At 56.3% G+C, this 12,435-nt stretch carries 11 protein-coding genes and 1 other annotated feature; of the genes, 2 read left to right on the top strand and 9 right to left on the bottom strand.

Annotation, left to right across the window (positions count from 1 at the left end; genetic code table 11):
• Window positions 1–271 precede the first annotated feature (271 nt).
• On the top strand, window positions 272–1,018 hold the full coding sequence (locus tag CWM58_RS25810) for a GntR family transcriptional regulator (RefSeq protein ID WP_008806752.1): 747 nt from the start codon (window positions 272–274) through the stop codon (window positions 1,016–1,018).
• On the opposite strand, the gene CWM58_RS25805 is transcribed toward CWM58_RS25810, so the two are convergent.
• The 4 genes from CWM58_RS25805 to ibpA all read right to left on the bottom strand — a co-directional run bounded on the left by CWM58_RS25805 (window position 986) and on the right by ibpA (window position 4,668).
• Window positions 986–2,647, bottom strand: a complete 1,662-nt coding sequence (locus CWM58_RS25805; protein ID WP_100682114.1) for a putative transporter — start codon at window positions 2,645–2,647, stop codon at window positions 986–988. The two genes, CWM58_RS25810 and CWM58_RS25805, sit on opposite strands and share 33 nt — an antisense overlap.
• A 101-nt stretch (window positions 2,648–2,748) precedes the next feature.
• Window positions 2,749–3,573 carry a DNA damage-inducible protein D gene (gene dinD, locus CWM58_RS25800; RefSeq protein WP_009308837.1) on the bottom strand — a complete coding sequence of 275 codons (825 nt, stop codon included), beginning with the start codon at window positions 3,571–3,573 and terminating at the stop codon, window positions 2,749–2,751.
• Window positions 3,574–3,709: 136 nt separating this feature from the next.
• Complete coding sequence (gene ibpB, locus CWM58_RS25795; RefSeq protein ID WP_100682113.1) at window positions 3,710–4,138, bottom strand: small heat shock chaperone IbpB; 429 nt, start codon at window positions 4,136–4,138, stop codon at window positions 3,710–3,712.
• 116 nt (window positions 4,139–4,254) lie between these two features.
• Window positions 4,255–4,668 (bottom strand): small heat shock chaperone IbpA, encoded by a 414-nt coding sequence (gene ibpA, locus CWM58_RS25790; protein WP_004151523.1) that lies wholly within the window; start codon window positions 4,666–4,668, stop codon window positions 4,255–4,257.
• Window positions 4,662–4,737, bottom strand: a sequence feature (ROSE (Repression Of Heat Shock gene Expression) occurs in the 5'-region of heat shock genes and acts as an RNA thermometer to modulate expression.). Its footprint overlaps the gene before it by 7 nt.
• A gap of 245 nt (window positions 4,738–4,982) precedes the next feature.
• Here ibpA and CWM58_RS25785 point away from each other — a divergent pair.
• Complete coding sequence (locus CWM58_RS25785; RefSeq protein WP_061152886.1) at window positions 4,983–5,315, top strand: YceK/YidQ family lipoprotein; 333 nt, start codon at window positions 4,983–4,985, stop codon at window positions 5,313–5,315.
• 1 nt (window position 5,316) lies between these two features.
• Here the strand turns inward: CWM58_RS25785 and CWM58_RS25780 are convergent, their stop codons facing one another.
• The 5 genes from CWM58_RS25780 to gyrB all read right to left on the bottom strand — a co-directional run bounded on the left by CWM58_RS25780 (window position 5,317) and on the right by gyrB (window position 12,413).
• Window positions 5,317–6,543: a DUF3748 domain-containing protein gene (locus CWM58_RS25780; protein WP_100682112.1), complete on the bottom strand. Its 1,227-nt coding sequence runs from the start codon at window positions 6,541–6,543 to the stop codon at window positions 5,317–5,319.
• 77 nt (window positions 6,544–6,620) lie between these two features.
• Window positions 6,621–7,754, bottom strand: a complete 1,134-nt coding sequence (locus CWM58_RS25775; protein WP_061152884.1) for a BamA/TamA family outer membrane protein — start codon at window positions 7,752–7,754, stop codon at window positions 6,621–6,623.
• Window positions 7,751–8,833 carry a hypothetical protein gene (locus CWM58_RS25770; protein WP_100682111.1) on the bottom strand — a complete coding sequence of 361 codons (1,083 nt, stop codon included), beginning with the start codon at window positions 8,831–8,833 and terminating at the stop codon, window positions 7,751–7,753. Before CWM58_RS25770 ends, CWM58_RS25775 begins: the two co-directional genes overlap by 4 nt.
• Window positions 8,834–8,982: 149 nt before the next feature.
• Entirely contained in the window at window positions 8,983–9,795 is an 813-nt protein-coding gene (gene yidA, locus CWM58_RS25765; RefSeq protein WP_008806746.1) for a sugar-phosphatase, read from the bottom strand.
• Window positions 9,796–9,998: 203 nt separating this feature from the next.
• A complete protein-coding gene (gene gyrB / locus CWM58_RS25760) occupies window positions 9,999–12,413 on the bottom strand; it encodes a DNA topoisomerase (ATP-hydrolyzing) subunit B (RefSeq protein ID WP_100682110.1) in 2,415 nt (804 codons plus the stop codon).
• Between the last annotated feature and the right edge of the window lie 22 nt (window positions 12,414–12,435).

The raw sequence follows: 12,435 nt of genomic DNA, 5'->3' as shown, positions 1-12,435 counted from the left end.
GGGTGAGTGGCCTTCTTTTTCTTGATTACCGGCCTGACTCGAGAATAGAAATTTGCCCGTCCGACAACATGCCGCGCCGTTGCGATTCGTGATCCCATTCATGGTTTTAATTTGGCCAAAGTTGTCTACTTCGATAACAAAAGTTAGGCATCGATAAGTCAGGCAGTGGAATTAACGAAATGAATGTGTACTAATCACTTGTAATAAATCTATTTTTTTAACGAAAAGAGAAGAAAGCGACATTCCACTTTCCTGCACAAGAGGACTACTGGTGATCTACAAATCCATTGCTGACCGCCTGCGGCTGCGGCTGAATTCCGCCGACTTCGCCATCGGTAGCCCGCTACCGGGAGAGAAAAAACTGGCCGAGGAGTTCGGGGTGGCGCGCATGACTATCCGCAAAGCCATCGACCTGCTGGTGGACTGGGGATTGGTTGTGCGTCGCCACGGCTCGGGAACGTTCGTGGCGCGTAAGGACGTCCATCATGAAACCAGCAATCTCACCGGCCTGGCGGAAGTGCTGCGCAAGCAGGGCAAAGAGGTAGTAAGCCAGGTGCTGGCCTTCGAGGTGATGCCTGCCCCGCCGGCCATCGCCAGCCTGCTGCGGATTAAAATTGATGAACGGATCTACTTCTCACGGCGGGTGCGCTACGTCGATGGTAAGCCGCTGATGCTGGAGGATAGCTATATGCCAGTGAAGCTGTTCCGCAACCTGTCGCTGAGCCATCTGGAGGGTTCGAAATTTGATTATATTGAGAAGGAGTGCGGGATCATCATCAGCGGGAATTATGAAACGCTGACGCCAGTGCTGGCGGACAAGCAGCTGGCGCGCTCAATGAACGTCCCGGAGCAGACGCCGCTGCTGCGTATTACCTCCCTTTCCTACAGCGACAGCGGCGAGTTTCTTAACTATTCCGTCATGTTCCGCAACGCCAGCGAGTATCAGGTGGATTACCACCTGCGCCGCGTCCAGGCGCAAAGCCCGCTAGCTCAGCCCCCAGAACAGCACGGCGAGTAGCTGCGGAGTGATAATCCGCAGGAACATCACCAGCGGATAGACGGTGGCGTAAGAGAGCGCCGCCGCGCCGCTGGTGGCGTGCAGATTGTTGGCGAAGGCCAGCGCCGGCGGGTCAGTCATGGAGCCGGCCAGCATGCCGCACAGCGTCAGATAGTTCATTTTCGCCAGCATGCGCGCGAGGATCCCCACCGTCAGCAGCGGGATGGCGGTGATGAAAATGCCGTAAGCGATCCAGCTCAGACCCTCGCCCTGGGTCAGGGTCGCGACAAAGTCGCCCCCCGATTTTAGCCCGACCACCGCCAGAAACAGCACGATCCCCAGCTCGCGCAGCGCCAGGTTGGCGCTCGGCGGCATAAACCAATACAGCTTGCCGATGCTGCCGATACGCCCGAGGATCAACGCCATAATCAGCGGCCCACCGGCCAGCCCCAGCTTCAGCGCGACAGGGAAACCGGGAATAAACAACGGGATAGATCCCAGCAGTACCCCGAGGCCGATACCGATAAACACCGGCAGCATCTGGACCTGCTGCAGCTTCTGCTGAGCGTTACCCAGCTCGGCGGCCACGGCGTCAATCGCCTCCTGGCGACCAACCAGGTTGAGGATGTCACCAAACTGCAGGCTGGCGCTGCTGCTGGCCACCAGCTCGACGCCTGCCCGGTTAAGCCGGGAGATCACCACGTCATAGCGCTGTTTAACGTGCAGATCGCGTATCTTCTTCCCCAGCACTTTTTCGTTAGTGACCACCACCCGCTCGAGTTTCAGATCGGTGCCGCGCGTCGACAGCGAGGTGGCCACCTCCTGGCCAATCACCAGCTGCGCATTGTGCAGATCCTCCGGTCGCCCCACCAGGTGCAACAGGTCGCCCGCCTGGATAAGGGTGCCCGGCGCAGGCACCATCAACAGCTCACCGCGCTTCAGCCGCGAACAGACGATGTTGTCGCTATTGAGCATCGGCACATCCTGAATCGCCATCTGGTTGAGGTTGGGGTTCTCCACCCGCACGTTAATGGTGTGCAAATTAGCGTGGCCGTTGCCGCTGCTCTCTTCAAACCGCTGGGCCTCTTTCTCCACATTGATGCGGAAGAACAGGCGCACCAGCCACATGGTCAGCAGAATGCCGCAGATGCCGAACGGATACGCCATCGCGTAACTCATCCCCATCTGATCGACCACCTCGAACGGCACCCCAAGATCGCGCAGGATTTGCTGCCCGGCGCCCAGCGCTGGCGTGTTGGTCACCGCACCGGAGAAGATACCGAGCACTACCGGGAGAGGAATATTGAACAGTTTATGCAGCACCGCGGTCACCAGGCCGCCGAGGATAACGATAAGGATAGCGAACAGATTGAGCCGCAGGCCAGAGACCCGCAGCGAGGCGAAAAAGCCCGGTCCCACCTGAATACCGATGGTGTAGACAAACAGGATCAAGCCGAATTCCTGAATAAAATGCAGCATCGGGCTGCTGAGGGCGACACCCGCCTGATCGACAAAGTGGCCGACAATAATCCCGCCAAACAGGACACCGCCAATGCCAAAGCCGACGCCGCGGATTTTGACATTGCCGATCCACAACCCCACTACCGCCACCAGCGCCAGCACGCTGACCGTCAATGCTATCTCACTCATGGTATCGTCCCTGTGAATAACACCATTAACTACAGGGATTATGACCACTGCCAGACGGGTTGTATGCCGCCTGGCGCACAATAATCATGGAGTAAGATACGCTACTCAGGCGCGTTCTTATTTTTCGCTGCGATAGTGAGTTGCTGAATACTTTTCTCCGGGGAAGGAAGCGCTTCAGGCATAGTGCCACCCAGGTCTTTAATAGTCTGGCGTACTTTTTGCCCTACGTCATAATGCGTTTTGTTGGCGAGTTGCTTCGAATCAACCGCGTCCCGACGTAGTTTTTCTTCCGTTTGGGTAGCACGAAACAGGTTGGCCGCGAGCTCAGTCGATCCCATATAGTCGAGTATTTTTTGGCTTTTCTTTAGGCCCTTACGCTCATGGATTGCTTTTTGGTCAAGACCACCATAGAGACCTTTATAGCCATGGTTTTGAAAGACAGCAAAATCAAGAGTCGTCTCAACACCGGCACGTTGGGCCGTTTCAACCAGATGTTTATTATGCTCTTTGAGCTCATTGCGCAGGAACAGTCGCTTTTCATCCTCTCGTAGAGACTTAAATATTTGATCATCTTGCAATTCCTGGCGCCGGGTTTGCAAGGCAAAGTACGTTTGCCCCGCAGCAATCACCGGTTTCGACGGATCGCCATTTTGCACTACCAGATAGCAGGCGTAGCGTGAGAGGTGGAAATCTTCAAGATTCCTGCTGGCGCCAGAACCTAATTCGACCATTTTGTTGGTTTCAACAAAATGGTCTGCCGAGGGATGACCACTCGCCTCACATGAAATTATCGCTTTTGCAATGACCTTATAAAAATTCCGCCACTCTTTATAGTCAAGCAGGGGACCAAGGTTGCGGGCAGACCAATACTCCCGCCCCGCCTCATCGCTCTTTCTAATCGCTTCAAATGGCTGCTGTTCGTTCATAACGTATCCTTGTTTGAGTGAGTCCCAAAGTATGATTATTTTTTAAACTGAAACACCCGTTGCAGCAAGGAAGTTTATTGCGCTCTCGCACACAAAAAAGCCCCGAAAATCGGGGCCTTATAAGTTATTCGCTTAATTAACTATTTAGCGCTGGTCGTTCGCTGATGGCGATACGCTGCGGGGCAATCTGCTCAGGCTCATTGCGGGTCAGATCGATATGCAGCAGGCCATTGGTGAAGGTCGCGCCAGAGACCTCCATGTTGTCGGCGAGGGTGAAGCTCAGGCTGAAGGCCTGGCTCACCAGCCCCTGGTGCAGCCATGTGGTCTCTTTTTCCGGCTGCTGCGGGGTGCCTTTCACCAACAGACGGGTGCCTTCCAGTTGAATATCCAGATCTTCCTGACGGAAACCGGCCAGCGCAAGGGTAATGCGATAGTGGTTATCGTCGCTTTTTTCGATGTTATAGGGCGGGAAGCTCTGGCTTTCACCGGCGGTTTGCAAGGCGCTGGCCAGTTTGTCAAAACCGATCCATTGACGCAGCAGGGGGGATAAATCGTAGTTACGCATAGTGTTTTCTCCTTCTATGAAGCGAGTGAATACCTGCGAATTCTGTAAATTCGCATCTGCTCCCTGACGGCGAGCAGGTTGTTACATCAGGCCGCCACGCGGCCTGAAACGGGCAATTAGTTGATTTCGATGCGGCGCGGCTTGTTCGCTTCCGGGATCACGCGTTCCAGATCGATATACAGCAGGCCGTTCACCAGGTTGGCGCCGCGGACGTGAATGTTTTCCGCCAACTGGAATTTGCGCTCGAAGTTACGCTCGGCGATCCCCTGATACAGGTAGGTCCGCTCTTTCTGCTCGGCGGCGTGGGCGCCTTTGACGATCAGCAGATTGTCCTGGGCCGTGATCTCCAGCTCGCTTTCGGCAAAGCCTGCCACCGCGATAGCGATACGATAGTGGTTTTCGTCTACCAGCTCGACGTTATACGGAGGATAGCCGCCGTTGCTCTGGCTTTGATTGTTTTCCAGCAGGTTGAACAGGCGGTCGAAACCAATGGCTGAACGATATAGCGGGGAGAGATCGAAGTTACGCATAGTAAATAGCTCCTGAAAATCAGCGAGAATCAAATGACCTTCCATCGTGGACAGGCCGCGGTAATCCGGAATACCCCTCAGGCGTATTCTCAGTGGGTTACACCTATAAAATGGGTTTCTCCCCGTGCTTTTCAAGGGATTGAGGGCGAATTTTTTTGCAGTTTACCGATGATTGCTTAGACTGGGGGGAGGAGCACAAAAAGCAAAGTGCGATGCCCGCCACAGTGCGGCGCAATAACGCTATGCATTCACGGGTTGGCCCGATATAACCGCTGAAAGGTTATCTCAACGCCCGAAACGACGATGGAAGAACAATGAAAAGCAGACGACTGTTAAAGCTGGTCCTGTTCAGCGGGATAATAAGCCTGAGCGGTTGCTCCAGCGTAATGTCACATACCGGTGGCAAAGAGGGAACCTATCCGGGCACACGATCCAGTGCGCAAACGCTGGGGGACAGCGACACCAACTGGGGTGTGAAATCGCTGGTGGCGCTGGATATGCCCTTCACCGCCGTCATGGATACCCTGCTGCTGCCGTGGGATATGTTCCGTACCGACAGCTCAATCAAATCGCGGGTTGAAAAGAGCGAGAAGGCCACGCTGGCGACCAACTCGGTTATCCCGCCAGCGTCGATGCCTGCCCAGTAAGTTATCGCCCGGTCTGCGTGACCCACAGTTGGCGATAACTGTCCACCTCCTCCATCCAGGCAATCTGTGTCCCGTCTGGCGAAAAGACGATCGCGTCTGCTGAGGGCGGATGACCGTGCACATCGGTTAAAAAGGTAATCTCCCCCGTGCCGGCATGACAGCAGGCAATCCGATCCTCCAGCACAAAGCCCAGCCATTCTCCTGTTGGATGCCAGTTAAACGCCGACTGGATACCCGATGCGTGATACGTCAACTGTCGCGGCTCGCCCCCCTGCGGTGAAATAAGCCACAGCTGCACCACGCCGGCGTCATCGCGCATCAGAAAGGCTATCGCCGTCGCCTGTGGATTGGCACGCACCCAGTGACGCGGAACGTTCACCAGCCCCGGATAGCGGCGATGCTGGGTGAAGGTCAAACGACGCTGACTGACGCCCGCCGGCGGCGCCGGCATCGTAGTTGCGGTACCGGCCAGCGGCGCCCCGCCAGGCTGCTTCCAGCCGGCTTCTTCCTGTGGCAGATCGACAATAAACAGCTCAGGCACTTTATCGCCATTTTCCGCCAGGGTATCGCCAATAAACGCCAGCGCCTGGTTCCCAACCCACCCCTCTTCATAGGCGCGATTAATCTCATCGCTGCCTGGCACCGGAGTCGGTGTCGTACGGCTTACCAGTACGCACCAGTGGCTGCCGCTATATTCGCGCGGATGCTGCCCCTGCGGCGTCACCGGCCCATACGGCGCCGCTACGCCGACGTTGCGTAAGTCCAGCGCCGGGTCGCGTTCGTGCAGCACGTGGTCGTTGTAGGTAAAGCTGACGAACTGACCGTTGGGGCTATAGACATGGACGTGGCTGCCGCCGCGCAGCGCGCCGGGCGTGTAAGGGGCGGTAATGTCCATGGCGTCCAGATTCTCGACAGCCCCCTGAAAGGCCACCACTCCGCGGCGATGATGAAAATCATACTGCCACTGCGCATCCGGCCGCTCGGGGCCGTGAATAAACACGTAGCGCTCCAGGGTGGGATGCACAGTCACCACGCCGACGTGCGCGCCTTGCGTGGCACGATAAATGGTCTCCACAGTACCGCTATTTACGTTCACTCGCTCAATGGTCTCGCCGGTGAACGACGCGCCGGACGGGCGGACGTCGAACACCAGCCACTGGCTGTCGGGGGTCCAGGTGCGGGTGTTGGTAAGCTGGTGGTTGCGAGGGGCAAAGGTAACTTGTTTCATGGCGTGCTGACCGGGCCGATATAAGAGTGGCGTTAGCATACCGCAATCCGCACGGGGTTGAATGCCCGGCAACCTGCTTAAAACGCTTCCCCAACCTGGAAATAGAACCCGCTGCTGCCTTTGCCGATGCCATAATCAAGACGGATATTGACCCGCGGCTTGAACTCGAAACGATAGCCAACGCCGCCGGTGGGCAGCCAGCGGCCATTGTTCAGCGATGACAGCGACGGACCCATGGTTCCCGCCCCGACCCAGGCGACAATCCCGTGCCGCCAGGTGAGCTGCCGACGGTATTCCAGTTGGCTGCTGACGACGTTGTTATCCCGGTAGCGCCCCTGATAGTAGCCTCGCATCCGCTCGTCGCTGCCCAGCAGGGGCATCATGCTCCACGGAACATCGCCCTGGGTGAAGGCACCATCGGCCTCCCAGGCGAGCACGCTTTTCTCGCTCAGGGCATGATAATGGCTATAGTGCAGCTGAAATTCATCAAAGCGGGTATCGCTGCCTAACCCGGGGGCGTAATGGGTGTAGCGGAAGTTGGCATACTGGCCCCGGCGCGGGTTGGGGACAAAGTCGCGATCGTCCCAGTTGATATCGATGCTGGCGCCAGAGCTGAATACCGACGGTCCCTGTGGGGTACTTTCTATTTTCGGTAAATCGTCGTGGTCCATCTCATCGGCATTCTGCGCCGCCAGCGACCACCCGGCGCCGAGATAGACATTGTCGATCAGTTGCCGGTAGATTGTCGGGCGCAGGGTCAGCACCTGGGCGGTATATTTTTCCTTCTCGTTGTCTTTATCTCCGGCGTGAAAACCCTGCCCCCAGTAGTAAGTCGGGGTATTGGCCATCGACCCTTCAACAAATACGCGCCACAGATCGTTGTCGAAAAAGGCGTAGTTTTTCACGCTGAGGCCAAAGGCGCCGGTGGAGCTGGCGTAGCCGCTGAGCGTCAGGGTGGAATTCTGGCTGGTGGTATCCTGCGGATCGGGGCGATACATGCCGACGACCGCGGTGCCGATGCCCAGCCCCAGTTCCGGCGTATAGAACGGACCGGGCATCACGCCCCAATCGATCCCTTTACTGGCGTCGAACTTATCGCTGGCGCCGAGATGCTGCAGCCAGTCGTCGATTTTCTCGCGGCTGAGCATCTCCGCCTGGCTGCCAATCGGGCAGGTCATCAGCAGCAGAAAAGTGATAAACAGTCGGCTCAAAAGCGGTACTCGCCGGAAATAAAGAAACTGTTACGTTCGGCAAAGCCAAACTCCGTGGTGATATTAACGTTTTTCGTCAGCTCATACTGCGCGCCCACCAGCACGTTCCACGGCGACTGAAGATGCTGTTTCACATCGAAGCGGCCGTTATTGTCCTGATTGGCCAGATTGACCATATTTTGCAGCATCGGCGACGGCATCGCGAGATCGTTGAGGCTGCCCTTAAACTCCTGCTGTACGTCCTGATACATGCTGCCGACCCACAGGTTCAGCTTTCCGGCGGGGAGATGCAGCGCCTCGACTGATGGCGTATTAAAACGATAGCCTACGCGCGGCGAAAAGGTAAATGCGTCGATACTGCCGTCGAGGATATCAAAGCGCGTTTGCGTGTAGTTGGCGTCCAGCACGGTAAACCAGTTGCCAACGCCGCCCACCAGCGTGGTGCCCATCCCGTAGGTGGTGCCTTTAAAATCGAGACGAAAGTCGAGATCCTGCATCCCCGGCATGGGCACCACTTTACCGTTTGGCCCCTTCAGGCCGACGGCAATTTGCGAAATCGAATGCCCTTCGGTGTGTCCGACGAGGCCATAAACGTTCATAAATGGCAGCAGCCAGGCATCCAGCTTAAGCGTCTCGGTTTTGCTGCTTTCCCGCGTATTACCGACGCCAATCTGGAAGGCGTCATCCAGCGAGACCGGCCCATTAGCGAAAATGTTATTCACGGCGTGTTTGCAGACAGGATCCTTACCGCAATCGATATTGCGGCCATCCAGCGACAGACCGGTGAAGTTAATGCTGTCGACATTAATATTCTGCCGCATATCCATATAGTTAATGCTGACGCCGAACGGCAGCGGCAGGACGTAGCCGCGTTTTCTGGCCTCGTCGCCTAAAAAAGGCAATATCGCGGTTGGTTCCGCTACTGCAGTCTCGGTTTTGACCGGCGCAGGCAGATCCGCCGGTTCTGCGCCGTGATAGGCGTATACCGGGTCGAGCGGCGTCGTTGGTTCCGCGGCCGCGCAAATCTGAACAGAGGCGAATGGCAGCGTAACCAACATCAAACGGTGGTATATATTCATGAAAACTATGATGTTAGTGATGAATTGCGAAAAAGAGGGCGGGTAGCTTATAGAATCCCCTGCGCGGAATAAGGGATTTAAATGCGGATTAACATCTGTTCATGAAAAAAGAGAAGACCGGCCCGGACAACGCCGGGCCTGAAGAACGCTTACGCTAAAACGTATTTTTCAATGGCGAAGGCGACGCCATCTTCGAGGTTAGATTTGGTGATGAAGTTCGCCGCTTCTTTGACCGCGGGAATGGCGTTATCCATCGCCACGCCCACGCCGGCAAACTCAATCATCGCGATATCATTTTCCTGATCGCCAATCGCCATAATCTCTTCCGGCTTGATGCCCAGCGCATCAGCCAGGGACTTCACGCCGGTGCCTTTATTGACGCGTTTATCCAGAATTTCGAGGAAGTACGGCGCACTTTTCAGCACGGTGTACTTCTCTTTCACTTCCGCCGGGATACGGGCGATGGCCTTATCCAGTATCGCCGGCTCATCGATCATCATCACCTTCAGCAGCTGGATCTCAGGGTCCATCTTTTCCGCTTCACAGAACACCAGCGGGATGGTCGCCACGTAGGATTCGTGGACGGTGTAGTAGCTGATATCGCGGTTCGCAGTGTAGAGCGTGTTGCGATCGAGCGCGTGGAAGTGAGAGCCGACCTCGCGGGAGAGTTGCTCGAGGAAGCGATAGTCGTCATAGCTCAGCGCGGTTTGTGCGACGGTACTGCCGTCACCGGCCTTCTGTACCAGCGCGCCATTGTAAGTAATGCAGTAATCACCCGGCTGTTCCATATGCAGCTCTTTCAGATAGCTGTGGACACCGGCGTAAGGGCGGCCGGTGGTCAGCACCACGTTGACACCCCGCTCGCGCGCCGCGGCGATGGCGGCTTTCACCGCAGGAGAGATGGTATGGTCTGGCAGCAGCAGAGTGCCGTCCATATCGATTGCAATCAGTTTAATAGCCATAGGATCCCCGGGTAAGATGAGTCTTCCCTCATGCTAACGCGATTCCGCTCAAAAAACAGTAAAAGTGTCGGGCAGAAAGGGGGATGGAAGCGGGGACGAAGAATCCCCTTTTAGCGGTAAAGAAAAGCCCGGTGAAGCTTATGCCTACCGGGCCTGCGCATTGTGCCATCCCGGTAACGCTGCTTACCGGGAGAACTTACGCTTTAGATATCAATATTCGCCGCTTTCAGGGCGTTCTCTTCGATAAAGGCGCGACGCGGCTCAACGGCATCGCCCATCAGAGTGGTGAACAGCTGGTCGGCGGCGATCGCATCCTTAACGGTTACGCGCAGCATGCGGCGGCTGTCCGGATCCATGGTGGTTTCCCACAGCTGATCCGGGTTCATCTCGCCCAGACCTTTATAACGCTGGATAGAGAGACCGCGACGGGACTCTTTCACCAGCCAGTCGAGGGCCTGCTCGAAGCTGGCTACCGGCTGACGGCGTTCGCCGCGCTCGATGAACGCATCTTCTTCTATCAGGCCACGCAGTTTCTCACCCAGGGTACAGATACGGCGATATTCCGGCCCCATGACGAACTCGTTATCCAGCGGATAGTCGGTATCCACCCCGTGAGTACGGACGCGGATAATCGGTTCAAACTGCTGCAACTCGGTGTTCTCACGGACATCAAATTTCCACTGGCTGCCGTGCTGCTCTTTCTCATTCAGCTCGGAGACCAGGGTGTTCACCCAGCGGGTCACCTTCTGCTCGTCAGCCAGATCGGACTCGGTCAGGGTCGGCTGATAGATAAGCTCTTTCAGCATCGATTTCGGGAAACGGCGCTCCATACGACCAATCATTTTCTGGGTGGCGTTAAACTCGGCAACCAGTTTTTCCAGCGACTCGCCCGACAGCGCCGGCGCATTGGCGTTGGTATGCAGGGTCGCACCGTCGAGAGCGATAGCAATCTGATACTGATCCATCGCTTCGTCGTCTTTAATGTACTGTTCCTGCTTGCCTTTCTTCACTTTGTACAGCGGCGGCTGGGCAATGTAGACATGGCCGCGCTCGACGATTTCCGGCATCTGACGGTAGAAGAAGGTCAACAGCAGGGTACGAATGTGCGAGCCGTCGACATCCGCATCGGTCATGATGATGATGCTGTGATAGCGCAGTTTATCCGGGTTGTACTCATCGCGACCGATGCCGCAGCCGAGGGCGGTGATCAGCGTCGCTACTTCCTGGGAAGAGAGCATTTTATCGAAGCGGGCTTTCTCAACGTTGAGGATTTTACCCTTCAGTGGCAGGATCGCCTGGTTCTTACGGTTACGACCCTGTTTCGCAGAGCCGCCCGCGGAGTCCCCTTCCACCAGGTACAATTCAGACAGCGCCGGGTCGCGTTCCTGGCAATCCGCCAGTTTGCCCGGCAGGCCTGCCAGATCCAGTGCGCCTTTACGACGGGTCATCTCACGGGCGCGACGCGCAGCTTCGCGGGCGCGCGCGGCGTCAATAATTTTGCCGACCACAATTTTGGCATCGGACGGGTTTTCCAGCAGGTATTCGCTCAGCAGTTCGTTCATCTGCTGTTCTACCGCCGATTTCACCTCGGAAGAGACCAGCTTGTCTTTGGTCTGCGAGGAGAATTTCGGATCCGGCACTTTCACGGATACCACGGCGATCAGGCCTTCACGCGCGTCGTCGCCGGTGGCGCTGACTTTCGCTTTTTTGCTGTAGCCCTCTTTATCCATGTAGGCATTGAGGGTACGGGTCATCGCCGCGCGGAAGCCCGCCAGGTGAGTACCGCCGTCGCGCTGCGGAATGTTGTTGGTAAAGCAGTAGATGTTTTCCTGGAAACCGTCGTTCCACTGCAGCGCCACTTCCACGCCAATACCGTCTTTTTCGGTGGAGAAATAGAAGATATTCGGGTGGATCGGCGTTTTGTTCTTGTTGAGATACTCAACAAACGCCTTAATGCCGCCTTCGTAGTGGAAATGGTCTTCTTTGCCGTCGCGCTTATCGCGCAGGCGGATTGAAACCCCGGAGTTCAGGAACGACAGCTCGCGCAGACGTTTCGCCAGGATCTCATATTCGAATTCAGTGACGTTGGTGAAGGTTTCATGGCTCGGCCAGAAACGCACCATGGTGCCGGTTTTATCGGTCTCGCCAGTCACCGCCAGCGGCGCCTGCGGTACACCGTGCACATAAATCTGTTTGTGGACTTTGTTATCGCGCTGGATAACCAGCTCCAGCTTCTGCGACAGGGCGTTAACCACCGAGACGCCTACGCCGTGCAGACCGCCGGAAACTTTATAGGAGTTATCATCGAACTTACCACCGGCGTGCAGGACGGTCATGATAACTTCCGCTGCGGAGACGCCCTCTTCCGGGTGAATGCCGGTTGGGATGCCGCGACCGTCATCCTGTACGGAGACGGAGTTATCGCTGTGGATGGTCACAACGATATCTTTGCAGTAACCCGCGAGCGCTTCGTCGATAGCGTTATCCACAACCTCGAATACCATGTGGTGCAGACCGGTGCCGTCATCCGTGTCGCCGATATACATACCCGGGCGCTTACGCACCGCATCCAGCCCTTTCAGGACTTTGATACTGGAGGAGTCATAAGAATTCGACATCAACGTTTCTCGCTCATTTAAT

It is taken from the genome of Klebsiella sp. H-Nf2 (assembly GCF_002806645.1).
GTDB lineage: Bacteria > Pseudomonadota > Gammaproteobacteria > Enterobacterales > Enterobacteriaceae > Klebsiella > Klebsiella variicola.
The sequence above is the reverse complement of the archived record's forward strand: the minus strand, read 5'-3'. Positions and strand labels throughout refer to the sequence as shown.

Excerpts from the sequence above, each read along its gene's own strand:
- CWM58_RS25805 (WP_100682114.1), bottom strand. The coding sequence starts at position 2,647 with ATGAGTGAGATAGCATTGACGGTCAGCGTGCTGGCGCTGGTGGCGGTA.
- dinD (WP_009308837.1), bottom strand. The coding sequence starts at position 3,573 with ATGAACGAACAGCAGCCATTTGAAGCGATTAGAAAGAGCGATGAGGCG.
- ibpB (WP_100682113.1), bottom strand. The coding sequence starts at position 4,138 with ATGCGTAACTACGATTTATCCCCCCTGCTGCGTCAATGGATCGGTTTT.
- ibpA (WP_004151523.1), bottom strand. The coding sequence starts at position 4,668 with ATGCGTAACTTCGATCTCTCCCCGCTATATCGTTCAGCCATTGGTTTC.
- CWM58_RS25785 (WP_061152886.1), top strand. The coding sequence starts at position 4,983 with ATGAAAAGCAGACGACTGTTAAAGCTGGTCCTGTTCAGCGGGATAATA.
- CWM58_RS25780 (WP_100682112.1), bottom strand. The coding sequence starts at position 6,543 with ATGAAACAAGTTACCTTTGCCCCTCGCAACCACCAGCTTACCAACACC.
- CWM58_RS25770 (WP_100682111.1), bottom strand. The coding sequence starts at position 8,833 with ATGAATATATACCACCGTTTGATGTTGGTTACGCTGCCATTCGCCTCT.
- yidA (WP_008806746.1), bottom strand. The coding sequence starts at position 9,795 with ATGGCTATTAAACTGATTGCAATCGATATGGACGGCACTCTGCTGCTG.
- gyrB (WP_100682110.1), bottom strand. The coding sequence starts at position 12,413 with ATGTCGAATTCTTATGACTCCTCCAGTATCAAAGTCCTGAAAGGGCTG.